Below are 26,477 nucleotides of genomic sequence, written 5' to 3' on the forward strand. Positions count from 1 at the left end.
TGCCTGCGGAGCAGGCGGGAGAGGGGTCGACCTCTCCGGAAACAGCGCTCCCCTCTCCCGACCCGCTTCGCGGGCCACCCTCTCCCGCAGGGGGGAGAGGGATCCCGCGGCGACCGTCCCGTCAATAATGCGGTGGCGGCGGCTCCGGGGCGCCGGAGGCCGGGCGGTGGGAGGCCTGCTCCACCTCTTCCACGAGCTTGGCCATCTGCCGGGTGAGGGCGTCGATCTGGCGCCACTGGGCCGTGATCGTGGCGTTGAGGTCGTCGATCACCACGTCCTGCTCGGTGAGGCGCATCTCCAGGGCGTCGATGCGGGCGGAGAGATCGGTCATCGCGGCGTCTCGGAGATCAGGGGCTCGGATATCCGGGGCTCGGACATCAACGTCTCGGGCGCGTGGTCGGGCCGCTCCACCAGGGCGGGGCCGAGGGCGATCCGGCCGTCGAACACGAAGCAGTCGCCCGTCCAGCGGTTCTCGGCCTCCGGCACCGTCTCCAGGTAGCGCAGGATGCCGCCTTCGAGGTGGCGCACGTCGGGAAAGCCCTTCGCGCGCATGTAGGCCCCGGCCTTCTCGCAGCGGATGCCGCCGGTGCAGAACATCGCCACGCGGGGATGCGCCGCCGGATCGAGGCCGTCGACATAGGCGCGGAAGGCGCTGAACCGGGTGATGCCCGGATCGACCGCGCCGGGGAAGCTGCCCAGCGCCACCTCGAAGGCGTTGCGGGTGTCGATCAGGAGCAGGCCGGGCGTGTCGAGAAGGGCGTTCCAGGCCTCCGGCGCCACGGGGGTGCCGGCCCCCGTGGCCGCGTCGGTGGCGCCGTCGTCGAAGGTGACGATCTCGCGCTTCAGCCGGACCTTGAGCTGCCGGAACGGCGGCGCTTCGGCCTGCGAGCGCTTGACGTCGAGGCCGGCGAGACGGCCGCCGAAGAGCGGGCCTTCGCGCAGCGCGGCGAGGAAGGCGTCGATGGCCGCGTCCGGGCCCGCCACCGTGCCGTTCAGGCCCTCCGGCGCCAGCAGCAGGGTGCCGGTGATCCCGAGTTCCGTGCACAGGGCCTGGAGCGGCGCCTGCAGGGTGGCGACGTCCGGCAGGGCGACGAACTGGTAGAGGGCGGCGACGGTCAGCGGCATCGGGGGTGATCGGCGGGGCAAGGGACTGGATTCGGGGTTCAGGGGAGGGGGCTCACGGGGCGGCGGGCTCGACCCGGCGCAGCACGAAGGTGGTGCCGACCTCCGGGTCGCGGCGCCAGCGCCCGTCCCCGGTGGCGACCAGGTTCACTATGTGGCCGCGGCGGGCGTTGAGGGTGAGGTGCCCGTTGGCGAAGCGCCAGGAGACCGGATCGAACACCGTCAGGCCGCCGTCGCGGCAATGGTCGAGGATGCGCACCGGCGCCGGCGCGGTGCCGGGCGTCAGCTCGATGCGGCAGACGTCCTGTTCGCGGTAGCGGTCGAGGGCGTAGGTGCCGGGGGCCGGGGCGTCGCCCGCCGGCGCGGCCTCGGGTGCCGGGGCGCTGCGCGCGTCCGGGGCGGCGCTGCCGGCACCGGCAGAGCCGGCACCGGCGTAGCCGGCGCCGGGGCTGGTGGGCACCGCGTCGGTCGGCGGCACCATCGCGACGATCTGGAGCGGCACCAGGCTGAAATGCTCGTCGCCCGCGGCGGCCACGAGGCTGCGGGCATCGACCCGGGCGCTGAACTGCAGCACCGGCCGGACGTCCTTGTCGACCAGGCGCAGGTTGCCGTCGGTGAAGAGCCAGCCGGCGACGCCGTTGAGGATCGGCAGGGCCCGCCGGCACCCGGCCGGGAAGGACAGACGCCGGCCGGCCGGACCGCTCGCGCCCGCCAGGGTCAGGACGCAGCGCCGGGTGCTGCCGTCCCGCGACAGGTCCCAGGTGCCCGGCACCCCGGCGATGTCGCGGGGCAGAGTCTCGACGAAGGGCACTTCGGGCGCGGCGGGCGCCGGCGCGGCGCTCGATGCGGGCGCCTCCTGGGGCGGGGCGGTCTCCTGCGCCAGGGCCGGTGTCGCCAGCGCCAGGGCCAGGGCGGCGATGCGGCAAGCGCGGCTCATGCCTCCGCCGATCATGCCTCGGTCGATCCTCTCTGGGCCGATCATGCCTGGGCCGTCCAGGGCGTCTCCGGCACCGGGGTGAGGGGGCCGCGTCCGTCGAACCAGGCGACGAGGTTGTCCACCACGAGCCGGCCCATGGCCGCCCGGGTCTCCACCGAGGCCGAGCCCACATGGGGCAGGAGCACCACGTGGTCCATGGCCACGAGCTCGGGGGGCACGTGCGGCTCGCGGGCGAAGACGTCGAGGCCGGCGCCCAGGATGGTGCCCGCCTGGAGGGCCCCGATCAGCGCCGCCTCGTCGATGAGGCTGCCGCGGGCGACGTTGACGAGGAAGCCCTGCGGCCCCAGCGCCTCCAGCACCGCCGCATCGACGATCCCGTTGGTCTCCGGCCCGCCGGGCGCCACCACCATCAGAACGTCGGAGGCCTCGGCGAGGCCCCGCAGGGTGGGGTGGTAGGCGTAAGCGACGTCCGCCTGCGGCCGGCGTCCGTGGTAGGCGATGGCGACGCCGAAGCCCTCCAGGCGCCGGGCGATGGCCCGACCGATCCGCCCGAGGCCGAGGATGCCCACGGTGCGCCCGCGCAGGGTCGGGGTCAGCGGATAGGTCCGCTGCGGCCAGTGCCCGGCGCGCAGGTGGCGCTCGGCCTGGGGGATCTGGCGCACGGTGGCCAGGAGCAGGCCCAGCGCGAGGTCGGCCACCTCGTCGGTGAGGACGTCCGGGGTGTTTGTCACGACGACGCCCTGGGCGGCCGCCGCCGCCGTGTCGATGGTGTCGTAGCCGACGCCGAAGCTCGCCACGATCTCGAGGCCGGGCAGGCGCGCCAGCAGGGCTTGGTCCACCGGCGCCTGGGCCCCCGTGGCGAGGCCGCGGATGCGCGGGCCGGTCTCGGCCAGGAAGGCTTGCGGATCGGGGACGGTGTCGAGCCGGTGCAGGGTGAAGCGCTCGGCGACGGCGTCCATGACGTCGGGATGCATCGCCTTGAGCATCAGGATGTCGATGGGCGGCATGGGGGGGCTCGGCGACGATCGGGATCCGGTCGAAGCCTGAACGGCTCCGCGCCGACAGCTTTAGGCCGCAGGTCCGGACCGGTCCAGTGACCTTCGGCGGCCCGCGCGCCGCCCCATGCGGGCGCCTCCGGGCTGCCATCCGCCGGGCGCAGCCGGGCCCCCACTTTCGCTGCACGCCTTGGAACACTACTAAAGGGAGACCGACCTCCGTTTCCCGACGAACAACCAGAACAGCCACGCCATGACCGCGCCGCGCACCCTCTACGACAAGATCTGGGACGACCACGTCGTCGATGTCGAGCCCGACGGCTCCACGCTCCTCTACATCGACCGCCACCTCGTCCACGAGGTCACCAGCCCCCAGGCCTTCGAGGGCCTGCGCGTGGCCGGGCGCCGGGTGCGCCACCCCGAGAAGACCCTCGCGGTGGTCGATCACAACGTGCAGACCTCCGACCGCCGCTTCGGCATCGAGGATCCGGAGAGCCGCATCCAGCTCGAGGCGCTGGCCGAGAACGTGCGCGACTTCGGCATCGAGTTCTACGACGCCCTCGACCGCCGCCAGGGCATCGTCCACGTGATCGGGCCGGAGCAGGGCTTCACCCTGCCGGGCCAGACCATCGTCTGCGGCGACAGCCACACCTCGACCCACGGCGCCTTTGGGGCGCTCGCCCACGGCATCGGCACCTCGGAGGTGGAGCACGTGCTCGCCACCCAGACGCTGCTGCAGAAGAAGGCGAAGAACATGCGCGTCAGCGTCGACGGCACCCTGCCGCCGGGCGTGACGGCCAAGGACATCATCCTGGCGATCATCGGCGAGATCGGTACCGCTGGCGGCACCGGCTACGTCATCGAGTATGCCGGCTCGGCCATCCGCGCCCTCTCGATGGAGGGCCGGATGACCATCTGCAACATGTCGATCGAGGGCGGCGCCCGGGCCGGCCTGGTGGCGCCGGACGCCACCACCTACGCCTATGTCGAGGGCCGGCCGAAGGCGCCCCAGGGCGAAGCCTTCGCCCGCGCCAGGGCCTACTGGGAGAGCCTCGTCACCGACGAAGGCGCCCATTTCGACCGCGAGGTGCGCCTGGACGCCGCCAACCTGCCGCCCATCGTCAGCTGGGGCACCAGCCCCGAGGACGTGGTCTCGATCTCCGGCGCCGTGCCCGATCCGTCGCGGATCGCGGACGAGAACAAGCGCCAGTCGAAGGAGCAGGCCCTGAGCTACATGGGCCTGACCCCCGGCACCAAGATCACCGACATCACCCTCGACCGGGTCTTCATCGGCTCCTGCACCAACGGCCGCATCGAGGACCTGCGGGCGGTGGCCCAGATGGTGGAGGGCCGGAAGGTCCACGCCAACGTCTCCGCCATGGTGGTGCCGGGCTCCGGCCTGGTGAAGCAGCAGGCCGAGGCGGAGGGCCTCGACCGCATCCTCAAGGCGGCCGGGTTCGACTGGCGCGAGCCGGGCTGCTCCATGTGCCTCGGCATGAACGCCGACCGCCTGAGCCCGAACGAACGCTGCGCCTCGACCTCGAACCGCAACTTCGAGGGCCGCCAGGGCCACCGCGGCCGCACCCACCTCGTCTCCCCCGCCATGGCGGCGGCGGCGGCCGTGGCCGGGCGCTTCGTCGACATCCGCGAGTGGCGCCGCGAGGCCTGAACCACAATCGACGGGCCGGCCGAAAAATCCGCTGCGATCCGGATTGACGACCGGCCCCGCCCCGCCTAAACGAAACCCGCGTCGGCGCCGCAAGCGGCCCCGGCGAGCCCAGGTGGCGGAATTGGTAGACGCGCTGGTTTCAGGTACCAGTCTTGCAAGAGGTGAAGGTTCGAGTCCTTTCCTGGGCACCAATTTTCTGAGAAGCGTCTACCCCTCAGAAACTTAGGCCGGATCAGGTAGTTGAGACAGGCAGACCGTGCCACAACGGTGTGCCACATGCTCCTCAGGCTCCCTCGTCCGATGAAGCGGTCAGACTCCTCCGTCCAGCAGTTCAAACAACGCATTCCTGCTGACGTTCGGCCTCTCGCTGTGGGCCGCGTCCTCTCGGTGCCTTTGGGTTCCGAGACCACCCACATCACCATCACGCCGGGCATGGCGATGGTCCGCTTTTCGCTCAAGACCCGCGATCCCAGCGAGGCGAAAGTTCGGTAAGGGCAGGCTGCCTCTGTCGTTGAGCAGTTCTATGCCACCCTTCGCAACTCCTGTCCGGTCACGCCAAGTCACAAGCAGGCCACAGCGCTGGCCGGAGACCTCTACCGTGCATGGGCGGACGGCGGCGGGGATCGCACCATCGCCGTGACTCATACGCCGGGTGGGTGGGTCCGCGACCGGAGCACACCAGAGGAGGAGGGGGCGGGCTTCGAGTCTGCTTTGGCGAAGCTGGATGCGGCCACTTTGAGCGGGGAGGGGAGTGACCTTGAGCCTCTCATAGGCCGGCTCGTGGACCGCCTGCTGTTTGCCAAAGGTATCTCCAGCGTGGACGCCGGGACGCGGCCCATCCTCCTCGACGCCTTCGTGCTTGCTCTGCGTGATGCCTTTGCGGCTCGACGCCGGAACGCAGAGGGCGACTACAGCCCCGACCCGAAGGCTGCACGCTTTCCCGCTTTCGAGACGCCGCAGGCCGAGCCGCGCCCCGCTCCGGCTGCTTTCGCCAAGGCTCCTTCACCAAGCTGGTCGAGGATTGGTGGACCGAACAGAAAGCCGTGGGCCGGAAGCCCAGCACCCACGAGAGCTACCGGAACACGATGGCCAACCTCGTGGCCTTCCTGAAGCATGACGATGCCGGCCGGGTGACCTCCGAGGATATCGTCCGGTTCAAGAACCACCGCCTCGCCACCATCAACCCGCGAACCGGCAAGGCCATCTCCCCGAAGACCGTGAAGGACAGCGACCTTGCGGGCCTGAAGACCATCTTCGGTTGGGCCGTTGCGAACCGAAGGATGACCTCGAACCCTGCCACGGGGCTGACCATCAAGCTCGGCAAGCCGCAGAAGCTCCGGTCCAAGGGGTTTACCCATGAGGAAGCGGCGGCGATCCTCAGAGCAGCCTCAGCACACCAGGGCAGCCGCAAGGAGAGGCCTGAGACCACTGCCGCCAAGCGCTGGCTGCCCTGGCTTCAAGCTTACACCGGGGCGAGGGTGGGCGAGCTGGCCCAGCTCCGTAAGGCAGACATCAGGCAAGAGGGTCCGCACTGGGTCGCTACCATCACGCCCGAGGCTGGCACGGTTAAGACCAACGAGAGGCGCGAGGTAGTCCTGCACCCGCACCTCATCGAGTTAGGCTTCGGGCGGTTCATTGCGGGGGCCAAGGGCGGCCACCTGTTCCTGAGGCCGGCGCTTGATGGCGACGTGCTGGGACCGCTCCAGGGGCTGAAGAACCGGCTGGCGGAGTTCGCGCGGGACGTGGTGCCGGACCCGAGGGTGGCCTCGAACCATGCTTGGCGCCATCGCTTCAAGACTGTCGCGCGGGAGGCCGGAATGGACCCGCATGTGCGCGATGTTATCCAGGGGCACGCGGCACGGACGGCGGGTGATGCTTACGGCGAAGTGACAGTGAGGGCGATGGCGGAGGCGGTGGGCAAACTTCCGAGGATCGACCTAGGGATGACCCCGGGCGCCTAATACCGATCGCCCAGCGCAGCTGTTACAGGCGCTTGCCCGTGCGAATATTAGTTTCTGGTTCAGTATAATATTTGCATCAATAGGGTTTAGCGTTCTCCTGTTTGCGTTCGTCTCGCACACTTCGAGTGACATTGCTGGAACAGTCGTGAAAGTCGCTAGTGGTGCGATAATAGACGCCATATCGGTGCGGTTTTTTGTCCAATCAACTAACGCACAGAAGTCCATGAGCGAGTTTTTTGAGAAGCTTAGATTGGATCGGTTGAATGCGGAAGCCCGGGAAATGATAGCAGAAATAGAGAGCGTGCCTATGAGGGATCAGCTTCGGTCTCAACTGATACTAAAATACTCTGGCATCGACAAACTTCTGGACGGTTCACGGTAGCTCTCAACTACCCACGGGGTCACTCATGCGAGGGGGCATACATGACACGCAGCGGCGGGCTTTCCCCCCGTATGGGTGCCCCGGGTGGGCCTCAGGCCGAACGTGAGGGCGCCCCTAGGTCCCAGCGCTGGCCGCGCCTATATGCCGGCCCGTGCCTCCGCAGCTAGACCTCCTCGTCGCCCTCCTCGAACTGGCGGCTTTCTTCCTCGTGACGCCTGAGGTTCTCGGGCTGCGCCGCCTTCAGTCTGTCTTCCAGGGCATGGGCCGGCTCAACGCTTGGCTGAGGACGGTCTGGTTCGATCCCGAGTTCGGGCCCATTCCGCCCGGCTCCGTTGTGCTCCTGGTGGTGCTCGGCGGTTTCGCGCTAGCCGCCCTGCTGGGCTACGATCTGGACCGGTCCCAGTCGCTGGTCATCACCATCATGGCGTGGGTCTTGGTGGTGCCCGCCGCCTACGTCCTGTTCTACCTCCTCCTCCAAGCACTGCATCGGCGGGAGCGCCTGTGTCGCGTTCTGGCCATCATTGGCGCCTGCATGTTCGTCCTCGGGCGGGCCATCGTCATTGGGTCCGCGTACAGCCGCCTGCCTGGATGACACCGTGTCACCACACGTCTACGGACCTCGCTTCATGTTGAGTTCCTTCGGTCCTGGCTGATCCTCTCAATCAGCCCGGTCCAAAGCCAGCCGGTCAGGTCACGCGATGGACCCGGTGTGCGGCTCGGGATCGACCGAGGTCCAGGCCGAGGCTCGCTCCGCGGCGAGATCTGCGTCCACCGCGGCCACGAGATCCCCTTCATTGCCCGCCGATGGCCGACGTCTTCAACGCCGTGATAGGGCCGATCGGAGCATGGAACGCGCGCACGACAAATTTAAATAGGGTTTGTGCTATAAGATAAATAAAAAGATTATTATAGTGCGCGATAATTGTAGGAATTGATCGCATGCTCTGCTGAGTGATATCCTTTATTTTATATTATGAACTGGAATACTGTTATTAATGTCTAGTCAGAAATTCCTAATGGATATGGACGCGAATGCAAGTGTAGTTTCAAATATGAGAAATCATATTTAGTTTTTCATAAAACGTGTGTCTTTGATATATGACGACAAGTGGGTAATAAGATTTAAGGTATGAGTGCTGCTCGGCGAGAACCACCTTGCTTCAATAATTTCGCGGTTATCGATTTTTATAAAGGGCCTGTCCTTTGGGTGCCACTCAAACAAACTTACTTTGTCTGCGCGAGACCGAAAATTATACTCAATATCTCGAATAAATACCAATTCGGTCTGATTAATATCAAGTTTGATTTCTTCTTTGCATTCTCTAATGGCTGCTTCAATCGAACTTTCCGACGCTTCGATTGCCCCTCCGGGCGCCGACCAACACGGCTGGTAGGAGTTGCGCACTAACAAAACTTGATCTTGAAACCAAATCATCACGAGGACTCCATGATGATTTGGGCGACGGATAAACCACCAAATACGCAGGTTCAGAAAAACAAAGCTTAGTGCGGTTTGGTAGCATCGGTCTAGAAAGGTCATTAATGGTTGGACCTTCATATCTACGTTCTGTTTCTATAAGAGTTAAGGCTTTGTGGCGTGACGGAACCAGCCTAGAGGTGATCAGCATCCAGAAGGGGGGCCGCCCACTTTGTTCCAGATCGGGCACTTAGCAAGCCGATCTGCGTCGAATTCGCCTTCTGGATCACATCCTCGGGGAAGTAGATCCAGATCAACGTCCAGTTTGAAGCGGTTTGGGCTTCATCAGAATCGCCGATCGCTGGACCAGATGTTTAATTCTGCGTCGCTTCGAGGGTCGTGACGACCTGTGGCGCGCAGGCTTCCACGAGTTCGATGCCGAGTGCCGTGAGATGGCAGAACGACAGTTGGCCCTGGAACCGGTCCTCGTTGAGATCGAAGGACACCGGCACCCGAACGAGTTTCATCAAACCGAGGCTCTCGCAGATCGCGATGTCCCGTTCGACGACATCGAGGTCCGGAACGCGCAAGTCATACCGTTCCGTCCGGTCGCTGAACACGGAGCTGGCCAGATACAGGGCGCCCGGGCGCTCGAGCGAAAAAACAAAGGCTTCGATGATGCTTTCGGGAGTCGCGTCATCGTCGCAAAGAACGCTGTCGATGATCGCCTCAATCTGGTTCGATCCAAGCTCGACGGCCGAATCCCGAAGCACCTGTCGGGGATTCTTGAACATTTCGAAGCCGTTGATGGTGGCGCGCTCAAGCAATGCCACCTGTCGGACCTCCAATTCAGAGATGATCTGGATGAGCCGTGGGGGAAGACCTCCGGGAGACGCCGCTCTGGCGAGGAGGCTCGCCCATCGCTGGACCATCTCACCCTCCGGCGCCTCCAGCGAGGCTTTCTCGATGAGGGGCACCAGAACCTTGGGCGCAACTGGCTGAATCGCGATCCGGTCCGCTTCAAGTTGCCTGCGCGCCATCTCTGCAACCGTGATGGCCACGTCCGCTTGCTGGAGCCTGATCTGATCCCACCGGAGGCCGTGCGCTTCGCTGAAGTCACGAAAGCTGTCGACAACGTATTCGACCAGTCGCCGCATCGGGCTCGACGATTTCTCAGGCTGGAGGCCCATCGCTGCTTCGGCCTTCAAGCCACCTGCGACTGCGTGGGGTGGCTTGTGTGTTGGATCGCTCATCGAGGGCCCATGGGAATTGTGGCTGAAGCGTAACTAGCGCTCTGCGCTCTCGCACCGAGTCGGAAGTCTCAATAGTCCGGTAGAATTCACTTTGTATACCAAGCAGAGGATTGCCGATTCGTTACGATCGCAACCTGTGTCTTTCGTGCAATACAACCGTGCCCTCGCGATAGTAGGCGAAAAATAACCTGAGTTAATTCCGTCCACAGCGAACACATGTCCGGCGCCGCAATGTTGCTTCAGAGTCGTCGCTTCCGGCGACGCGAAACCTTTCCCGAAAAGCGCCCGACCCTCCCGAGTGTTCGTGGCGACGCTGGGCTGGAGCCGGGCGGCCTACCGGGAGTTCGTCACCGACGCGCGCCTTGACGACCGATTCACGTTGCTCGTCAAGCAAGACGTGAGTATCGGGCTCACGGGTACGCCGGTGTCGGTTCAGCGCCATGCCGCGCCTTGTGTCGCGCTGGCCGGCGACGATCCCGCGCCCGCTTCTGAGGGCGACGACCTTGATCCCTGGTGGAGTAAGCTCGCCTATCGTTCCGGCCGTCAGGTCATCAAAAGGGTCGCACTGTCGATCAAACGATCGATTGCTGCACCTACGAGATCTGGCGATTTTCTGCCCGTTGTCGCCGGACAGACGTGCGGGAGGCTCGGGAAATAGCCCTCGCAGATCAGAGGTACCCGTTGTCCCGCACCTGAGCCTTCGGCCATTGGTTTCGTTGAATTCGTCGACGATTTGTCCGGGCACCCATGTTCTGAGACGCGTCGACCGCTCAGAAACTCAAGCCGAATCCGGTGGTCGAGACAGGCAGGCTGTTCCCCGGCTCTGCGCCGCAAGCCCTTCAGGCTCCGCCGTCCGACGAGGCGGTCCGACTTCTCCGCTCCAGGATCCCACGCACACCGGCACCAGGACCGTCGGCCTCCCGGGCCAAGGCGTCGTCGGGTCGTTCCCCCTCGGGCCCGGGACCGGGCGGCTTCCCGCGCCGGGTCCTCGTCGGGACGGACATTCGGCTCGGCCGACAAGGCGGCCCGCGGGTGTCCGGCGGCGCCGTTGGGCGCCCGCCTTTCCCGCGAGGGATCGGTTCGTGCGGCGCGGACGTTCCCCATGGTGCGTCACAGCATGAGGATGCCGCGATGTCGTTGCTGCTCGAAGCCGCCGAAGACCTGGACGCGATGGCGAAGGCGGCGCGCGAGGCCATCGATCGGCGCCTGCGCCTCCTCCAGGGTGAGGATGCCGGGCGCTTCTGGTCCGCCGTGGCGAAGCTCTACGCCCGGGGCCTGCCGGAGATCGCGGCCGCCGCGCCGGTGCGGCGCGCGGAGATCACATCGACTCCAGACCGTACTCTGCCAGGAGCGCCGCCCGCCTGCCGCGCAGCGCCAGCGCTTTGATGGCATGGTTGCGGCTCGTCGTGAGGATCGCGGTCGCCGTCTCCGGTTGCGCGTCGCGCATCGTGTCGGCCAGTGCGGCGAGCTCCGACGCGGCCGCTTCCTCCGCCGCGATGCCCGCCCGGAGGGTGTCGAGCACGGCCTGCACCATGGGAATGACCTGCGGGTACCGAACCTCATCTCTCATCCCAGGTCCCTTCCTGCCTGTGCCCCGTCGCGCGCTGTCCGGGAACGGAGGCGCACGCGGCGCCTTCGATCGCACCTGATGCGCGACAGGGTAGCGCCCTGGGCTCAGGGGGCAAGCGGACGCGGGCAAGTCCAGGTGCCGCGCCCCGGTGGTGCGCCCTCCGGTCCGGCCGGATGCGGGGGCCTCACGGCATCGCCGGGGCCGGGCCGCCTGGTGGGGGATCTCCGGTTTCGACGCGTGGGCCGCCACGACCTTCGCTGACCCCCGGCAGGACACCTCGTGCGGTGTCGCATGGGGAGCCGACGCCCCGCGACCACCTGCTCGGAGGGCGCGCTGGCGACGAGCCGCGGGTCGGTCGCGATCACAACCGCAAGAGCGCCGCCGCAATCAACCGGGATAAACCGCCCGATGGACCGGTGGAGATTGTCGAGGGACAGCACCCGCGTACGAAAACGGTTCGTGTCGCAGTTTTGCCGCAATGGTTGCCCGGCGCGGAACTTGAACCCAATTTTGGATAAACTTTGAAACGGTTCCGACGGGACCGCGTTACGGACACATCCACCTCTCACATCGGACATGCTCATGGCGGAACAAGCCCTGGCCGCGACGGCTGACACCACGTCCGCAGAAGGCAAGCCCCCCCGCGATTACCTGACCCCCATCGTTCTGGGGTCACTTGCCGTCTTGGAACTGGGATGGGTCGGGCTGTTGGGCTGGGGAGCGCTCTGGCTGATCGGCGCCTAGCTGCGCGGGCTGCTGGCGCTCAGCGGCGCGGGCTAACCGGCACTTCGTCGGGCCAGAGCGGTGCGCGGCCGGCCATCTCCAGCACGAGCGCGAAGCACGCAAGATGGATCGTGACGTAGGCGAACATGGCGTCTTGCGCTTCCTCTCCGCGCACGGACGGCACGGCTGCGGAGCATGCTGTTACGACCATGGGAAATGCGCAATGCGCGTTGTGGAATCGAATGTGCGAACGTGAAGGCTGTGCTTTTAAGACCACCCTCGCAAGCTTTTGATGGTGGATCGGCAGCCGATCGCGCCGCGCGGGACTCACGTGACCGTGACCAAGACGCTGGCGGGACTCCGCCAGGACTCGCAGAGTCCTGGAACGGGGTGCCCGGCGAGACGCTGTTCCTGACGAGACCTGTCCTGGCCCGTCTCGGCCCCTGCTCCAAATCGATCGCGCGCCGGGGCGCTCCGACGGCCTCAGTGCCGCGTACCGTCCGGCGGGTCGGACAGGGGTTCGATCCCGAGGGCTTCGATCAGGGGAAACTCCAGCACGATCTCTCCGGTCTGGTCCTCCACGAACAGCACCGCGCGCAGGAGCTGCGGGTCGCTGTCGGCGCCCTGGAGGAGCTGCCGGGCCAGGATCTGGGCCGCGGCCCAGGCGGCGTCCGGGCTCGACAGGTCCCGGCCGTCCGGGTCCACCACCACATCGTCCCCGATATGCGTATGGAAGTAGTAGCGTGGCATCGAAGCCGGCTCCCGTTCGGCGCGGTGACCCGCGCGCATGACCTGCGCGGGAAGATAGGGGCGCGCGGGCGGGCGCGGGCCGGTCGCTAGCGCTTCTTGCCCAGTTCGGCCGCGATGTCCTTCGTCATCCGGCCGACCTTGCGGTGGGCGGCGGCGAGTTGGTCCTGGGTGACGCCCCAGCGCTTCATCCAGAACTCCACCGCCTTGCGCTCCGAGAGGTCGAGGCGATCCTTGTCGATGAAGCCGCGTTTGTCCTTGAGGCCAGCCATGTCCATTCCCGTCCGCGCGGCCGCCGGGCGGCGCGGCACCGATATGGGGTGCCGGGCCGCCCGGGGCGAGCCTGCGGCGCGCGCCCTCGCGCGCCGCGTCGCGGATCAGCGGGTGGGCGCTCCGGTGCCCTTGCCCGCGGCACCCGGCGAGGCGCCGGATCCGGCATCGTTGGCGCCGGTGCTGTTGGAGGTGCCGGACCGGCTCTTGTCCCCGGTCGAGGGGCCGCTGCCGGCCGCGCCCGGGGAGGAGCCGGCCCCGGCATCGTTCGGACCGGTGGTGTTCATGGTCCCGGACCGGGTGGTGCCGGAGCCGCCCTCGGCCGCGAAGGCGACCGACCCGAGGGCGAGGGTGCTGGCGAAGGTGCCGGCGAGGGCGAGTGCGAGGGCCTTCATGGCGTTTCTCCCGAATGATTGGCGTGATGCACGCCTCGGGTAACGCCACGCTGACGCCGATGGTTCTGGACGCGGCGGGGACGACACCAGGCCGCCGGGGCCCCATCGCTACGGACGGGCCGGCATCCCGTCTGACGCCCCGCGCATCCGGGAGCCGCGGCTGTTCCTGTCCGCGCTGCAGGGTTTAAGGCGCAGGCGCCGGCTCAGGCCGCCTGGGCCGGCTCGATGTCCTCGCGGGAGGGCTCGTAGGCGCACCAGTGGCAGTAGCCCTTGTCGGCGACCTTCGGTGCGTTGCGCTGCGAGCAGCGGGGGCAGACCAGCACGGACAGCGTCTGGCCGCGCAGGCGGGCGAAGCCGCGCCCCCGGAAGGTGACGGCCACCGACTCTCCGGCGTGGGAATCAGGACTGTGGGACATCGAGGCTCCTCGGATCGCGGTCGGCGAGGACCAACGGCCAACCTTGGCATCGGTTCAGGGCCTTCCCCAGGCGAAGGCCGCCCCGCCCTCGAAAAAGGGGCCGGAGGCGACGCCGATGCGCGTCGCCTCCGGCCCCCGGCCGTCGCGTGGTGAGGGGCGCCCGCCCTACTCGGCGGCGATCTGCCGGGGCCGGACCGCCTCGACCCGGGCGGCGCAGAACTTGAACTCCGGGATCTTGCCCATGGGATCGAGGGCTGGATTGGTCAGGAGGTTGGCGGCGGCCTCGGCGTAGCAGAACGGCATGAAGATCATGCCCACCGGCACGTCGCGGTCGGACCGGACCTTGAGCTCCACCGCGCCGCGGCGGGTCTCCAGGCGCATGGTGTCGCCGGGCTCCAGGCCGAGGCGGTAGAGCTCCTTCGGCGCCATGAAGGCCACCGCCTCCGGCTCCAGGGCGTCGAGGACGCCCGAGCGCCGGGTCATCGAGCCGGTGTGCCAGTGCTCCAGCACGCGGCCCGTGGAGAGCACCATCGGGTACTCGGTGTCGGGCACCTCGTCCGGCGGCACGATGTGGGCCGGCACGATCTTGGCCCGCCCGCTCGCCGTGGGGAAGCCGGCGTAGAAGATGATCTCGTTGCCGGGCTGATCGGGACCGTCGACCGGGTAGGTCACGGCGCCCTCGCGCTCCAGCCGCTCCCAGGTGATGTTCTTCAGGGAGGGCATCACCTGGGCCATCTCGGTGAAGATGTCGGCGGGGCCGGTATAGGTCCAGTCGAGGCCGAGGCGTCGGGCGAGCTCCTGCAGGATCCACCAATCCTGGCGGGCGTCGCCCGGCGGCGGGACGACGGGCTTGGCGATCTGCACGCGCCGGTCGGTGTTGGTGAAGCTGCCCGCCTTCTCGGCGAAGGCGGAGGCCGGCAGCACCACGTCGGCGTGGAAGGCGGTCTCGGTCAGGAACAGGTCCTGCACCACCAGGTGGTCGAGCATGGCGAGCGCGTGCCGGGCGTGGTTGAGGTCGGGGTCCGACATCGCGGGGTTCTCGCCCTCGACGAACATGCCCTTGATCTCGCCCGTGTGGATGGCGCGCATGATCTCGACCACGGTCAGGCCGTTCTTCGGATCGAGGGACTGGCCCCAGAACGTCTCGAACAGGTCGCGGACGGTCTCGTTCTCCACCGACTGGTAGTCCGGATAGACCATCGGGATCAGGCCGGCATCGGAGGCGCCCTGGACGTTGTTCTGGCCGCGCAGGGGGTGCAGGCCGGTGCCGGGGCGGCCGATCTGGCCCGTGGTGAGGGCGAGCGCGATCAGGCAGCGCGAGTTGTCGGTGCCGTGGACGTGCTGGCTGACGCCCATGCCCCAGAAGATGATCGAGGCCCGGGAGCGGGCGTAGAGGCGGGCCACCTCGCGCAGGGTCTCCGCGTCGATGCCGCAGACCGGAGCCATCTTCTCCGGCGTGAACTCGACGATGCGCTCCTTGAGCGCCTCGAAGTTCTCGGTGTACCCGGCGATGTACTGCTCGTCGTAGAGCTTCTCCGTCACGATGACGTTGAGCATGGCGTTCAGCATCGCCACGTCGGAGCCCGGTTTGAAGGCGAGGTGCTTGTAGGCGTGCCGGGACAGGACCTGCCGGCGCGGATCCATGATGATCAGCTTGGCGCCGCGCTCCTTGACCGCGTTCTTGATGAAGGTCGCGGCCACCGGGTGGTTCACCGTCGGGTTGGCGCCGATGATGACGATGACCTCGGCGTCGAGGGCCGCCGAGAACGGGGCCGAGACGGCGCCGGAATTCAGGCCTTCCATCAGGGCCGCCACCGAGGAGGCGTGGCAGAGCCGGGTGCAGTGGTCGACGTTGTTCGAGCCGAAGCCGAGACGTACCAGCTTCTGGAAGAGGTAGGCCTCCTCGTTCGAGCCCTTGGCGGAGCCGAAGCCCGCCAGCGCCTTGCGGCCGACGGTGTCGCGGATCTTTTTGAGGCCGCCGGCGGCGCGCTCCAGCGCCTCGTCCCAGGTCGCCTCGCGGAAATGGGTCCAGGGATTGGCCGGATCGACCTGGTCGTTGGCATCCTTGGCCACGTTGTCGAGGCGGATCAGGGGCTTGGTCAGCCGGTGGGGGTGGTGGACGTAGTCGAACCCGAAGCGGCCCTTCACGCAGAGGCGGTTCTGGTTGGCCGGTCCGTCACGCCCCTCGGCGTAGACGATCTTGTCGTCCTTGACCTTGTAGGAGACCTGGCAGCCGACGCCGCAATAGGGGCAGAGCGAGTCCACCTCGCGGTCGGGATAGACGGTGCGGGTCTGACTGTCGTCGAGGTAGGCCGACGGCATCAGCGCGCCGGTCGGGCAGGCCTGGACGCACTCGCCGCAGCCGACGCAGGTCGACTGGCCCATCGGGTCGTCGAAGTCGAACACCACCTTGGCGTCCGCCGAACGGTAGGCCATGCCGATGACGTCGTTGACCTGCACCTCGCGACAGGCGCGGACGCAGAGGTTGCACTGGATGCAGGCGTCGAGGTTGACCCGCATGGCCGGGTGGCTCCAGTCGCCCTCCCAGCGCTGGGCGGCCGGGAAGCGGCTCTCGGTGACCGCGACATGGTCGGCCTGCGCCCAGAAATGCGAGGTCGGGTCGTGCGAGATCTCCCGGGCCGGCTGGTCGGCCACGAGGAGCTCCATCACCATGGCCCGGGCCTTGGTCGCCCGCTCCGAGGCGGACTTCACCTTCATGCCGACGCCCGGCACCCGCTTGCACGAGGCGGCGAGCACGCGCTCGCCCTCGATCTCGACCATGCAGGCGCGGCAATTGCCGTCCGGCCGGTAGCCCGGGGCGGGCTTGTGGCAGAGGTGGGGGATGTGCGTGCCCAGCCGCTGGGCGACGGCCCAGATCGTCTCGCCTGGGGCGGCCTCGACCTGTTGCCCGTCGAACTCGAAGATCACGCCCGGGATTCCGGCCGGCATCTCCTTGAGGCCGAAGGTGCCGCTCGGGGCCGGACCCGCCTGGCCGCCCGACTGGGTGCCCTCGGAATAGGTGCTCCCGGCGCCCGGGTTGGCGCCGTCCGCCTTGCCGCCCGCATCCTGGGGGCCGGTGGGGGTGGTGGCGTGGGCTCCGCTGAGACCACTGTTCTGTGTGCCGCTGCTCATGGTTCCGCTCCAGTCATGGCGCAGGAAAATCGGGGTCGGGCCGCTGCCGCGAGGGGGCAGCCGCGCCGTCGGATCGGGGATGGATCGCTATTCAGCCGCGATCCGCTGCGGCGACGGGAACAGGTCCGGGAAGTACTTGATCACGGTGGTGAGCGGGTTCGACGCCGCCTGGCCCAGGCCGCAGATCGAGGCGTCGCGCATGCACTGCGAAAGCTCGCCGAGGAGATCGGTGTCCCACACGTCGTTCTCCATCATCACGCGCGCCTTCTGCGTGCCGGAGCGGCAGGGCGTGCACTGCCCGCAGGACTCGTCTTCGAAGAACCGCATCAGGTTCAGGGCCGCGCCGCGCACATCGTCCTGGTCCGACAGGACGATGACGGCGGCCGAGCCGATGAAGCAGCCGTATTTCTCGAGGGTGCCGAAATCGAGGGGGATGTCGTCCATGCTGGCCGGCAGGATGCCGCCCGAGGCGCCGCCCGGCAGGTAGGCCGCGAAGCGGTGCCCCTCGCTGATTCCGCCGCAATATTCTTCGATCAGCTCCCGGATGGTAAGGCCGGCGGGGGCGAGCTTGACGCCCGGCTCCTTCACGCGCCCCGACACCGAGTAGGAGCGCAGGCCGACCCGGCCGTTGCGGCCGTGGCTCTTCCACCAATCGGCGCCCTTCTCGATCAGGTCCCTGACCCAGTAGAGCGTCTCGACGTTGTTGATCAGGGTCGGCCGGTTGAACAGGCCAACCTGGAACGGGAAGGGCGGCTTGTGCCGCGGTAGCCCGCGCTTGCCCTCCAGGGACTCGATCAGCGAGGATTCCTCGCCGCAGATATAGGCGCCCGCACCCCGGCGCAGGTGGATGCGCGGGCCGCCGGCGGGGAGCCGGGCGATCTCGCGGGCCAGGATCTCGCGGGAAATCGGGTACTCGTCGCGCAGGTAGATGTAGACGTCGGCTGCTTCCACCACGTGGGCGCCGATCAGCATGCCCTCGAGGAAGCGGTGCGGATCGGCGTTGAGGTAGAGCTGGTCCTTGAAAGTGCCGGGCTCGCCCTCGTCGCCGTTCACCGCCATGAGGCGGGGACCGGGCTCGCCGCGCACCGAGCGCCACTTGCGCCCCGTGGGGAAGCCGGCGCCGCCGAGGCCGCGCAGGCCGCCATCGTCGAGGACCTGCAGGATGGCGTCGATGCCAAGCTCGCCGGAGCGCAGCCGGTCGAGGACGGCGTAGCCGCCCCCCGCACGGTAGGCGTCGTAATGGGGATAGGCGGGCAGGTGGGCGTGGGTGTCACCGGCCTCGACGGCCGCCGTGACGCTGGCGACGTCCGCCTTGTGCAGGAAGTTGTGGCCGACCTCGACCGCCGGGGCGTGGTCGCACAGGCCGACGCAGGGCGCGCGCACCACGCGCACCCCGCTGCCGAGGGTCTCGCGCAGGGCTTCCAGCAGGGGCTCGGCGCCGAACATCGCGCAGGTGAGGCTGTCGCAGACGCGCACGGTGAGGGCCGGCAAATCGGCGTCGCCGTCCTTGAGCACGTCGAAATGCGCGTAGAACGTCGCCGTCTCGAACACCTCGGCGAAGGCCAGGCTCATCTCGTCGGCCAGGGCCGCCAGGTGGGCGGCGCTGATCCGCCCGTAGGTGTCCTGGACGAGGTGCAGGTGCTCGATCAGCAGGTCGCGCTGCCGCGACCGATCGCCCAGCAGGCGCTCGATCTCGACCTTGGCCACGGGTTCGACCTGCCGTCCCTTGGGGACGGGCCTGGCTCGGTTGCGTCCCTTGCCAGGGTGCTCGAAGCGGCGAACCTCGCCGATGTCATGCGCGCTCATGCGTTCATCCTACCCCTTTGGTATTCAAAATACCAGATTCTGCGCAGTGTTCTTATAGGCCTCCCCATAGCAGCACATGAGAAAAATTCGGAAGTGAATTTGGTCGCGCGTCACTGGCCGCCGAACGCGCGCAGCGGCCGCCCGGCCTCCGAGCGCTGGACGAAGGACGGCGGCGCACCGGCCGGCAGCGCGGCGACGCGCGGCCCGACCACGGCGTTGATCTCGAGTTCGAAGGCGTCCAGGGCCTCGTTGACCCGCGCCACGGTGGCGGCATCGAGGGACTCCGCCTGGGGACGGTCGAGGCCGGCCCCGCGCAGGGTTTCCCGAACCGTCTCCAGCAATTCCGGCGTCAGCGGCGGTGCCGCCGCGTCGGCGTAGCCCTGGGCGACGATCCCGGCCCAATCGGCTGTGGATACGGTGTGGGATTCGGTCATCGATGCGGCTCCAAGTCGCGAGTGTCGGGGCATCAACGCGCGGCGCGGCCATTCAGCCGCGCGGTTTCGTCATCGCGCCGACGACGGGCGGTCAGGCCCGGTCGGTGATGCGGATCGACAGGTCGGGCAGGCCGGCGATCTGCCCGAGGAGCACGTCGCCCGGCACCACCGGCCCGACATTCTCCGGCGTGCCCGAATAGATCAGATCGCCGGCCTTCAGCTCGAAGGCCTCGGACAGGTTGGCGATCTGCTCGGCCACCGACCAGATCATCTGCGACAGGTCGGCGTCCTGGCGGACCGTGCCGTTCACGCTGAGGCGGATGGCGCCGCGCACCGGGTGGCCGAGGGCCGAGACCGGATGCAGGGGCCCGATCGGCGCCGCCTGGTCGAAGCTCTTGCCGATCTCCCAGGGCTTCTTCTGGTCGCCCATGCGGCGCTGCAGGTCGCGCCGCGTCATGTCGAGGCCGATCGCGTAGGCGTAGACATGGTCGAGGGCGGCCTCCTTCGGGATGTTGCGGCCTCCCGACGCGAGGGCGGCCACCAGTTCGAGCTCGTGGTGGTAGTTCCGGGTCAGGGACGGGTAGGGGTGGTCGGCCACGTGGCCGACGGGCACGACCTGGATCGCGTCCGTGGGCTTCTGGAAGAAGAACGGCGGCTCGCGCGTCGGGTCCGAACCCATCTCGCGGGCATGGGCGGCGTAGTTGCGCCCGATGCAGTAGATCCGCCGCACCGGAAAGACCTCGGCGCTGCCGACGATGGGGATCGTGACCGGGGGCAGGGCGAACAGCGGCCGGGGCGCGGCGCCGCCCGGGGCCGTCCCGGCTTCCCCGGCGGTCGCCCCGGTGGACCGAAGGGCAGTGCCGGCGGCGGCCGCGGCCGCGACCCTGAGGGCGTTGCGTCTGTTCGTGGTCATGGGAGATCCGTTCGGATGGGTTATGATCGCGCCGTGGTTGTCCGGTGTAAACGCGGCGCCGCCCCAGTGCGTCCCCTCGAGCCGGCGCGCCCGGTGGTCGGGGTGTGCCGGCCCCTGCCCGAGCCCGGCGCCGGTCCGCACCCTTCCGTGCCGACCACCGCCCTGTCGATCTTCGCCCCGGCGCACCTGCGCGTCACCCGGGTGGGACTCCTCCTCGCCAGCGGCGCCCATGTCCTCGCCAGCGGCGCCCATGTCCTCGCCACCGGCGCCCATGTCCCCGCCACCGGCGCCCATGTCCCCGCCACCGGCGCCCATGTCCCCGCCACCGGCGCCCATGACGGCGACGCCGCGGTGACGCGCTGGCCGGCGACTTCCCCGCGCACCGAACGCGGCTTCTCCCTTGGGCGGCAACGGCGGCTCCCTCGCGCTCATCATCGTCGGGGCTTTCCCCTGGCGCCGCCGCCGCGGGTGGTCCTCACGGCCTCCGGCAGCGCCAGGGTCTTCGCCCCTCGCCCCCGCTTCCCGCAGGCGGGTGAGCCTGCGGGAAGCGGGGGCGGCGTCGGGCCGGGGCGGCGGGACTATTTCTTGCCGTGGCCGTGGCCGTGGGCATGCCCGTCCGTGTCGGAATGCAGCGGCTTGCCGTCGGGACCCTTGTCCTGCGTCTCCCGCACCCGGGGATCGTCGCTGTGGTTCGGTCCGCCGGAGACGGTGCCGAGGTTCGGCTTCACCTGCTCGGGGTTCGACGCGTTGCGTGTCCGTCGACGGCGAGGGCCGGGGCCGCCGCGAGCAGGCCGGCGGTGAGGAGGGCGAACATCGTGGTCTTCATGGGTCTGTCTCCGAAGTCGGAGCGGCGATGGCCGCTTCGAACCGGGAGATAGCCGGCCCGTTTGTCGCGCCGTTGCCGCCAGCGTGACGAAGCGTGTCCGCGTCCCCCGCTCCGGTCGAGTCCGAGGCGCCGCACGCGGGTGGCGCGGGGGCGCAGGCCCTCAGTAGCCCCGCCTCCGGTCGATCCCTGCCGGCGCACGGCCGGTGCGCCGGAACTCCGCCACCGCCTCGGCGACGAGCTCGGCGGCCGAGGCCATGTTCGTCGGGGCCGCGACGTGGGGCAGGATCGTGATCGCCGGATGGGTCCAGAGGCGGTGATCCGGGGGCAGGGGCTCCTCCGGGAAGACGTCGAGGATGGCGTGGCCGAGGGCGCCCGTCGCCAGGGCGGCGAGGAGATCGTCCTCGACCACGTGCGCGCCGCGCCCGAAATTCACCAGGGCGGCGCCCGGCGGCAGGTGGCCGAAGGCGTCGGCGTTCAGGATGCCGCGGGTGTCCGGGGTCAGGGGCAGCAGGTTGACCAGGATGTCGGCCGCCGCGAGGCTCTGTACGAAGCCGTCCGGGCCGCTGGCGACCCGGATCGTCCCGTGCGCGGTGCCGGACCGGCTCCAGCCCCGGACGGGAAAGCCGAGGGCGCGCAGGAGGTCGGCCGCGGCCCGGCCCATCTCGCCGAGGCCGAGGAGCGTCACGCGGCGCGCGCCGGCTAAGCGGACGGGGTGCTGGTGCCACGTTCCCGCACGCTGCTGGGCGGCATAGAGCGGGAAGTCGCGGTGCAGGTGCAGGACCGCCGCCGCCACCGCCTCCGCCATGGCGCGCGCCAGGGTCGGGTCGACGAGGCGCCGCACGGGCACGTCGGGCAGCGTGTCGTCGAGGACGAGGCGGTCGACGCCGGCCCAGAGGCTCTGGATCCAGCGCAGGTTCGGCAGGCCCGCGAGGGACCCCAGCGGCGGGTTCGCCACGATGGCGACTTCCGCCGCGTCCGCCGGGGCGCCCGCGGAGGCCGTCTGGATCCGCTCCCCCGGCATGGCGGCGCCCAGGGCGTCCCGCCAGGCCGCCTCGTCCGCGGCGGGAAGGCTGGTCACGAGAAGGAGGGGGGAGGGCATGGAGTCGGATCTCCTCGGGGCCGGGGCATATCGCCGGGCGACGGGATCACCCGCGAGCGGCCCGCCGTCAACGAAGCGCCTTGACCATTCCGGCCCGAAACCTGCCTGATCGCGGGCCTCTTCGATCCGTATCGGAATCCAATGCCCAAGATCGCTTATCCCGGACCTGCCTGCGTCCTCGCCCTCGCGGCCGCGGTCCTCGCCCAAGCCGCCCCCGTCGCGGCGCAGGACCCGGCTTCGGCGCCTTTCCGAGTCGAGGCAGCGACGATCGCGGGGGCGCGCGAGGCCCTCGCCTCCGGGCGGATCACTTGCCGCGACCTGGTCCAGGGCTATCTCGACCGCATCGCCGCCTACGATCAGGCCGGTCCGAAGCTCGCGGCGATCCGGGCGCTGAACCCGCAGGCCCTGACCCAGGCCGAGGCCTACGACGCGGATCGCACGGCGGGCGCGGCCAAGCCCCTCGGCTGCGTCCCCCTGCTCCTCAAGGACAATTACGACACCGTCGAACTGCCGACGACCGGTGGTTCGGCGGCGCTGGCGGGCGCGCAGCCGGCGCAGGACGCCACGGCGGTGGCCCGCCTGCGCGCCGCCGGCGCCATCGTGCTGGCCAAGGCGAACATGCAGGAACTCGCCCTCGGCGGGGTCTCGGTGAGTTCGCTGGGGGGACAGGTCCGCAATCCCTACGACCTGACCCGCACCCCCGGCGGCTCCAGCGGCGGCGTCGGCGCGGGGCTGGCTGCCGGCTTCGCCCTCGGGGGGCTCGGCAGCGACACCGTGAATTCCATCCGCTCGCCCGCCTCGGCCAACAACCTCGTGGGCCTGCGCGTCACCCAGGGGCTGATCAGCCTCGCGGGCATCATGCCGGTCTCGAAGACGCAGGATGCCATCGGGCCGATCACCCGCACGGTGGCGGATGCGGCGACCCTGCTGCAGGCCATGGCCGGCCCCGACCCGGCCGATCCCCTCACGGCCGCGGCGATCGGTAAGGTCGCGCGGAGCTACGCCGATGCGCTGAAGCCCGACGCCCTCAAGGGCGCCCGCCTCGGCGTCGTCCGGGCCCTGTTCGGGACCAAGCCGGAGCACGCGGAGGTCAACCGCGTCATGCAGACGGCCCTCGACGCCCTGGAGGCGGCGGGCGCCACCCTGGTGCGGATCGACGATCCGGCCTTCGAGGCCGACGCCCTCAACCGGGAGGACGACGTTCAGACCTACGAGTACAAGGCGCTGATGAACGGCTATCTGGCCACGATCCCGAATGCGCCGCACAAGGATCTCGCCGGCATCCTGGCCTCGGGCCGGTTCCACCGCGCCGCCCTGGAGTCGTTCCTGACGGCCGCCGAGGCGCGCCAGGACGGCATGGCCGAGCCCGAGTACAGGGCCCGTCTCGGACGGATCGCCGCCCTGAAGGCGCATGTCACCGAGGTTTTCGCGGCGCAGAAGCTCGACGCCCTGGTCTACCCGCTGCAGAAGCGGCTCGTGGTGCCCATCGGCGAACTCAACCAGGCGGATCGCAACGGGATCGTCGCGGGGTTGACGGGCTTCCCCGCCATCGACGTCCCCGCCGGGTTCTCGGCCGCCACCGCGATGGCGCCCGAGGGCGTGCCGGTCGGCATGGACCTGCTCGGCCAGCCCTGGAGCGAGGCGAAGCTCCTCGGTCTCGCCTACGCCTTCGAGCAGGCGACGACCTTGCGTCGGCTGCCGGCGAGCACGCCGCCCCTCGGGGCGCGCTGATCAGGCCGCGCGGGTCGGGGCCGGCACCAGATCACGCACCCGCCACATCGCGCGGGCGAGGTGGGAGCGATAGGGTGCGAAGGGGCGCGTGAACGCCTGCGTGTCCGTGCAGCCGGTCAGGCGCCGGAGGCTGCCGACGGCGGCGACGTCGCCGGCCGGCCAGATGTCCGGGTCGTGATAGTGGAAGATGCCGATCATGTCGGCGGTCCACTGGCCCACGCCCTTGATGCTGCGCAGGATCGCCGCGCGGTCCGGGTGGGGCAGGGTGGCGAGGTCGGGGCCGAACAGGCCCGCCTCGTCCGCGGCGCGGATGGCCTGGACCGCCCGCACCTTGGCGCCCGAGAGGCCGCAGCCGCGCAGGGTCTCGGCATGGGCTTCGACGAAGAGGTCGCGGGGGGCCACGCTCCGCAGCTGCGCCGCGGCCTCGACGCGGGCCCAGATGGCTGCCGCGGCGCGGGTCGAGATCTGCTGGTTCACGACCTCGAGGGCGAGGCGGTCCGCGACATGGGCGTGGGTCGGCGGTTCGACCGGCACAGGCCCGAGGCGCGCGAGGGCGTCGTGCAGGGCATGGAACAACCCCCGGGCGGTGGCCAGGAGGTGGGCGTGCGGATCGGAATTGGGGCGCATGCGGTCCGGCGGGGATTGGGCTGACAGGCCCGGAAAGGCCTCGGCCCCGAGACGGGGCCGAGGCGGTCGGCTTAGCGGTCGCGGCGCTCGCGCGTGATGGTGGTACGCTCCTCGCGACGCTCGATCCGGTCCTCACGGCGATCCGGATCGACACCGAGGACGCCGCCGACCGTGCCGGTGGCCGCGCCGACGGCGCCGCCCACCACGCCGCCGATCGGGCCGGCCGCGCGGTTGCCGTCCTCGACGCCGCGCTCGGCGCCACGGATGGTGCCCTGGGCCTGCGCCGTGCCCGCGAGGACGACGGGGGTGAGGAGGAGGGCGGTGGCGATGACGAATGACTTCATGAAAAGGACCTCGCGTCGATGGTTCGGGATGGCCGGTCACGCCGTCGCGACCGGTTCGGCATGTCTCATCAACGGCCGAAACGCCGAAAGGTCACAGACTTCGCTGGAATAGGCGCGGGCGCGGGTGGTTCGGGCGACGCTCCGCCTTCCGTTTGCGCGTCTTCGCGTGCCCTCTGCGGGCGATCGGCGTCGACGCGTTTGGGCACGCCGCACGCGCCATCCGCACCCGTCGAACGGCGCGCCCTGCCGCTCAGTAGGTCGCGAACATCGCGGCGATGTCGACCGGATCGCGGGTGCGGGTCAGCGCCAGCGCGAGCAGGATCCGCGCCTTCTGCGGCGTCAGGTTGTCGGCGCTGAGGATCCCGCGTTCGCGCAGGCGGGTCGTGACCGGCACCACGCCGCTGCCGGCGCGGGTGGACTGGACCACCACCACCCCGGCGGCCACGGCCTCGGCCAGGGCGTCGGCCTCGCCCGGGGGCGTCATGCCGGGGGCGAGGCCCGCCGAGACGAGTCCCTGCGCGCCGGCTGCAACGAAGGCGCGCACGGCGGTGCCGTCCGCGTCGGCATAGGCGTAGGCGACGTCGACCCGGGGCAGGGCGGCCCGCCCCTCCAGGGTGAAGGGCGTGCCCGGGGCGTGCCGTCGCTCGGGGCGGCGGTAGTAGCGGACATGCGGTCCATCGACGTGGCCGAGGACGCCGAAATCCGCCGTGCGGAAGGTCTGGAGCCGGCCGACCGAGGTCTTCGTCACCTCGCGGGCCGCCTGGATCTCGTCGTTGAGCACCACCAGCACCCCGCGCCCGCGCGAGGCCGGATCGGCGGCGACCCGCAGGGCCGCGATGAGGTTGAGGCCGGCGTCGCTCGACAGGGCGCTGATCGGGCGCTGGGCCCCGACGAGGACCACCGTACAGGCCACCGTCAGGGTGAGGCCGAGCGCGTAGGCGGTCTCCTCCAGGGTCGCGGTGCCGTGCCCGATCACGATGCCGGCGAGGTCGGGATGGGCCTCCGCGAGTTCCGCGCAGAGGGCGGCGAGGGCACGCCACTCGGCAAAGCCGATGGCGGGGCTCTCCACCGCGCGGAACGGCACCGCGACCACCTCGGCCACGGTGCGCGCCTCGGGCACCCGCTCGAGGATCGCGTCGGCCGCGAGGCGTTGCCCGGTGGCGGTGTAGTCGAGGACGTCGAGGGAATCCCAGCCGAGGGACGCGATCGTCCCGCCCGTGCCGATGAAGGCCACCTTGGATCGCGTCGCCATCGTGTCGTCGTCTCCGTTCCTGTTTACGGTACGGACGGCCCCCATGCAGGAGGCCTGCCGGATTGAGCGTCCGCCCGTCAGCGGCGGGAGGTCGGCCGGGGCTTCAGGTCGTCGAGGGCGTCGGCATTGGCGCGGCCCCAGGCGTAGAGGAGTTCGACCGGCTCGACGAAGCGGCCCCCGAGCGCGGTCAGGCGATAGTCCACGGCGGGCGGCACCGTGCCGGCCACGTGGCGGGTGAGGAGGCCGCTCGCCTCCATGTCGCGCAGGGTCTGGGTCAGCATCTTCTTCGAGATGCCGGGCAGGCTGCGCTGGAGCACGCCGGTGCGCGCCGCCCCGCCGTGGCGGGCGTGCAGCGTATGCAGGACCATGCTGGTCCACTTGGTCGCGAACAGGTCGAGCACCCGGCGCGGTGCGCAGTCCTCGCGCCACGTCTCGTCCGCACTCAGCCTCTCCATG

The 26,477-nt window shown here is 69.4% G+C and carries 28 protein-coding genes and 1 tRNA gene; 8 read left to right on the plus strand and 21 right to left on the minus strand.

Annotation, left to right across the window (positions count from 1 at the left end):
• Positions 1-121 precede the first annotated feature (121 nt).
• Genes ASF41_RS17080 through ASF41_RS17095 form a run of 4 tightly spaced genes read right to left on the minus strand, consistent with a single transcriptional unit; the run spans position 122 to position 3,066 of the window.
• Positions 122-331, minus strand: a complete 210-nt coding sequence (locus ASF41_RS17080) for a SlyX family protein (RefSeq protein WP_056277927.1) — start codon at positions 329-331, stop codon at positions 122-124.
• Complete coding sequence (locus tag ASF41_RS17085; protein ID WP_082501519.1) at positions 328-1,125, minus strand: rhodanese domain-containing protein; 798 nt, start codon at positions 1,123-1,125, stop codon at positions 328-330. Before ASF41_RS17085 ends, ASF41_RS17080 begins: the two co-directional genes overlap by 4 nt.
• Before the next feature lie 52 nt (positions 1,126-1,177).
• Positions 1,178-2,059 carry an AprI/Inh family metalloprotease inhibitor gene (locus tag ASF41_RS17090; RefSeq protein WP_082504675.1) on the minus strand — a complete coding sequence of 294 codons (882 nt, stop codon included), beginning with the start codon at positions 2,057-2,059 and terminating at the stop codon, positions 1,178-1,180.
• 41 nt (positions 2,060-2,100) lie between these two features.
• A complete protein-coding gene (locus ASF41_RS17095; RefSeq protein WP_056495270.1) occupies positions 2,101-3,066 on the minus strand; it encodes a 2-hydroxyacid dehydrogenase in 966 nt (321 codons plus the stop codon).
• Positions 3,067-3,307: 241 nt separating this feature from the next.
• Between ASF41_RS17095 and leuC the strand changes: the two genes are divergently transcribed.
• The 5 genes from leuC to ASF41_RS17115 all read left to right on the plus strand — a co-directional run bounded on the left by leuC (position 3,308) and on the right by ASF41_RS17115 (position 7,658).
• On the plus strand, positions 3,308-4,723 hold the full coding sequence (leuC, locus tag ASF41_RS17100; protein WP_056216518.1) for a 3-isopropylmalate dehydratase large subunit: 1,416 nt from the start codon (positions 3,308-3,310) through the stop codon (positions 4,721-4,723).
• 106 nt (positions 4,724-4,829) lie between these two features.
• A tRNA-Leu gene (locus tag ASF41_RS17105) sits at positions 4,830-4,914 on the plus strand.
• An 894-nt stretch (positions 4,915-5,808) separates the two neighbouring features.
• The gene (locus tag ASF41_RS26245) at positions 5,809-6,684 is read left to right on the plus strand and encodes a hypothetical protein (protein WP_244479693.1); all 876 of its coding nucleotides are present in this window, start codon (positions 5,809-5,811) and stop codon (positions 6,682-6,684) included.
• Between the two features lie 19 nt (positions 6,685-6,703).
• Positions 6,704-7,066 carry a TRADD-N-associated membrane domain-containing protein gene (locus ASF41_RS26690; RefSeq protein WP_407067302.1) on the plus strand — a complete coding sequence of 121 codons (363 nt, stop codon included), beginning with the start codon at positions 6,704-6,706 and terminating at the stop codon, positions 7,064-7,066.
• Between the two features lie 151 nt (positions 7,067-7,217).
• The gene (locus ASF41_RS17115) at positions 7,218-7,658 is read left to right on the plus strand and encodes a hypothetical protein (protein ID WP_056495274.1); all 441 of its coding nucleotides are present in this window, start codon (positions 7,218-7,220) and stop codon (positions 7,656-7,658) included.
• A gap of 474 nt (positions 7,659-8,132) precedes the next feature.
• Here ASF41_RS17115 and ASF41_RS24185 read toward each other — a convergent pair whose 3' ends face one another.
• The gene (locus tag ASF41_RS24185) at positions 8,133-8,606 is read right to left on the minus strand and encodes an NUDIX hydrolase (RefSeq protein ID WP_162242132.1); all 474 of its coding nucleotides are present in this window, start codon (positions 8,604-8,606) and stop codon (positions 8,133-8,135) included.
• A gap of 251 nt (positions 8,607-8,857) precedes the next feature.
• Positions 8,858-9,691: a hypothetical protein gene (locus ASF41_RS17120; RefSeq protein WP_156653355.1), complete on the minus strand. Its 834-nt coding sequence runs from the start codon at positions 9,689-9,691 to the stop codon at positions 8,858-8,860.
• A 349-nt stretch (positions 9,692-10,040) separates the two neighbouring features.
• On the opposite strand from ASF41_RS17120, the gene ASF41_RS17125 reads away from it, so the two are divergent.
• Positions 10,041-10,394, plus strand: a complete 354-nt coding sequence (locus ASF41_RS17125; RefSeq protein ID WP_156653356.1) for a hypothetical protein — start codon at positions 10,041-10,043, stop codon at positions 10,392-10,394.
• Positions 10,395-11,054: 660 nt separating this feature from the next.
• Here ASF41_RS17125 and ASF41_RS17130 read toward each other — a convergent pair.
• Positions 11,055-11,270: a hypothetical protein gene (locus ASF41_RS17130; protein ID WP_056354719.1), complete on the minus strand. Its 216-nt coding sequence runs from the start codon at positions 11,268-11,270 to the stop codon at positions 11,055-11,057.
• 618 nt (positions 11,271-11,888) lie between these two features.
• Here ASF41_RS17130 and ASF41_RS25810 point away from each other — a divergent pair.
• Positions 11,889-12,050, plus strand: a complete 162-nt coding sequence (locus tag ASF41_RS25810; RefSeq protein ID WP_156394060.1) for a hypothetical protein — start codon at positions 11,889-11,891, stop codon at positions 12,048-12,050.
• Between the two features lie 462 nt (positions 12,051-12,512).
• On the opposite strand, the gene ASF41_RS17135 is transcribed toward ASF41_RS25810, so the two are convergent.
• The 10 genes from ASF41_RS17135 to ASF41_RS17180 all read right to left on the minus strand — a co-directional run bounded on the left by ASF41_RS17135 (position 12,513) and on the right by ASF41_RS17180 (position 22,067).
• Complete coding sequence (locus ASF41_RS17135) at positions 12,513-12,779, minus strand: DUF6894 family protein (RefSeq protein WP_056495285.1); 267 nt, start codon at positions 12,777-12,779, stop codon at positions 12,513-12,515.
• An 86-nt stretch (positions 12,780-12,865) separates the two neighbouring features.
• Entirely contained in the window at positions 12,866-13,048 is a 183-nt protein-coding gene (locus ASF41_RS17140) for a DUF3606 domain-containing protein (RefSeq protein WP_055957170.1), read from the minus strand.
• Between the two features lie 105 nt (positions 13,049-13,153).
• Positions 13,154-13,441 (minus strand): hypothetical protein, encoded by a 288-nt coding sequence (locus tag ASF41_RS17145; protein WP_056354726.1) that lies wholly within the window; start codon positions 13,439-13,441, stop codon positions 13,154-13,156.
• A gap of 203 nt (positions 13,442-13,644) precedes the next feature.
• Positions 13,645-13,857, minus strand: a complete 213-nt coding sequence (locus tag ASF41_RS17150; protein WP_056212340.1) for a hypothetical protein — start codon at positions 13,855-13,857, stop codon at positions 13,645-13,647.
• Positions 13,858-14,022: 165 nt separating this feature from the next.
• Positions 14,023-16,989 (minus strand): formate dehydrogenase subunit alpha, encoded by a 2,967-nt coding sequence (fdhF, locus tag ASF41_RS17155; protein ID WP_056354730.1) that lies wholly within the window; start codon positions 16,987-16,989, stop codon positions 14,023-14,025.
• A gap of 87 nt (positions 16,990-17,076) precedes the next feature.
• Positions 17,077-18,795 (minus strand): NAD(P)H-dependent oxidoreductase subunit E, encoded by a 1,719-nt coding sequence (locus tag ASF41_RS17160; protein WP_056495288.1) that lies wholly within the window; start codon positions 18,793-18,795, stop codon positions 17,077-17,079.
• 110 nt (positions 18,796-18,905) lie between these two features.
• A complete protein-coding gene (locus ASF41_RS17165) occupies positions 18,906-19,229 on the minus strand; it encodes a hypothetical protein (RefSeq protein WP_056495291.1) in 324 nt (107 codons plus the stop codon).
• A gap of 91 nt (positions 19,230-19,320) precedes the next feature.
• On the minus strand, positions 19,321-20,142 hold the full coding sequence (locus tag ASF41_RS17170) for a fumarylacetoacetate hydrolase family protein (RefSeq protein ID WP_056495294.1): 822 nt from the start codon (positions 20,140-20,142) through the stop codon (positions 19,321-19,323).
• Between the two features lie 578 nt (positions 20,143-20,720).
• On the minus strand, positions 20,721-20,870 hold the full coding sequence (locus ASF41_RS26250) for a hypothetical protein (RefSeq protein WP_156653357.1): 150 nt from the start codon (positions 20,868-20,870) through the stop codon (positions 20,721-20,723).
• 258 nt (positions 20,871-21,128) lie between these two features.
• The gene (locus ASF41_RS17180; RefSeq protein WP_056495297.1) at positions 21,129-22,067 is read right to left on the minus strand and encodes a glyoxylate/hydroxypyruvate reductase A; all 939 of its coding nucleotides are present in this window, start codon (positions 22,065-22,067) and stop codon (positions 21,129-21,131) included.
• A gap of 141 nt (positions 22,068-22,208) precedes the next feature.
• On the opposite strand from ASF41_RS17180, the gene ASF41_RS17185 reads away from it, so the two are divergent.
• Positions 22,209-23,798, plus strand: a complete 1,590-nt coding sequence (locus ASF41_RS17185; protein WP_056495300.1) for an amidase family protein — start codon at positions 22,209-22,211, stop codon at positions 23,796-23,798.
• On the opposite strand, the gene ASF41_RS17190 is transcribed toward ASF41_RS17185, so the two are convergent.
• The 4 genes from ASF41_RS17190 to ASF41_RS17205 form a co-directional block, all read right to left on the minus strand.
• A complete protein-coding gene (locus tag ASF41_RS17190) occupies positions 23,799-24,425 on the minus strand; it encodes a DNA-3-methyladenine glycosylase (protein ID WP_056495303.1) in 627 nt (208 codons plus the stop codon). It abuts the gene before it with no gap.
• A gap of 71 nt (positions 24,426-24,496) precedes the next feature.
• Complete coding sequence (locus tag ASF41_RS17195; protein ID WP_056212321.1) at positions 24,497-24,769, minus strand: hypothetical protein; 273 nt, start codon at positions 24,767-24,769, stop codon at positions 24,497-24,499.
• 250 nt (positions 24,770-25,019) lie between these two features.
• Positions 25,020-26,021 (minus strand): asparaginase, encoded by a 1,002-nt coding sequence (locus tag ASF41_RS17200; RefSeq protein WP_056495306.1) that lies wholly within the window; start codon positions 26,019-26,021, stop codon positions 25,020-25,022.
• Between the two features lie 77 nt (positions 26,022-26,098).
• On the minus strand, positions 26,099-26,476 hold the full coding sequence (locus ASF41_RS17205) for a helix-turn-helix domain-containing protein (protein ID WP_056212318.1): 378 nt from the start codon (positions 26,474-26,476) through the stop codon (positions 26,099-26,101).
• Position 26,477 lies beyond the last annotated feature (1 nt).

It is taken from the genome of Methylobacterium sp. Leaf111, from assembly GCF_001423285.1.
GTDB lineage: Bacteria > Pseudomonadota > Alphaproteobacteria > Rhizobiales > Beijerinckiaceae > Methylobacterium.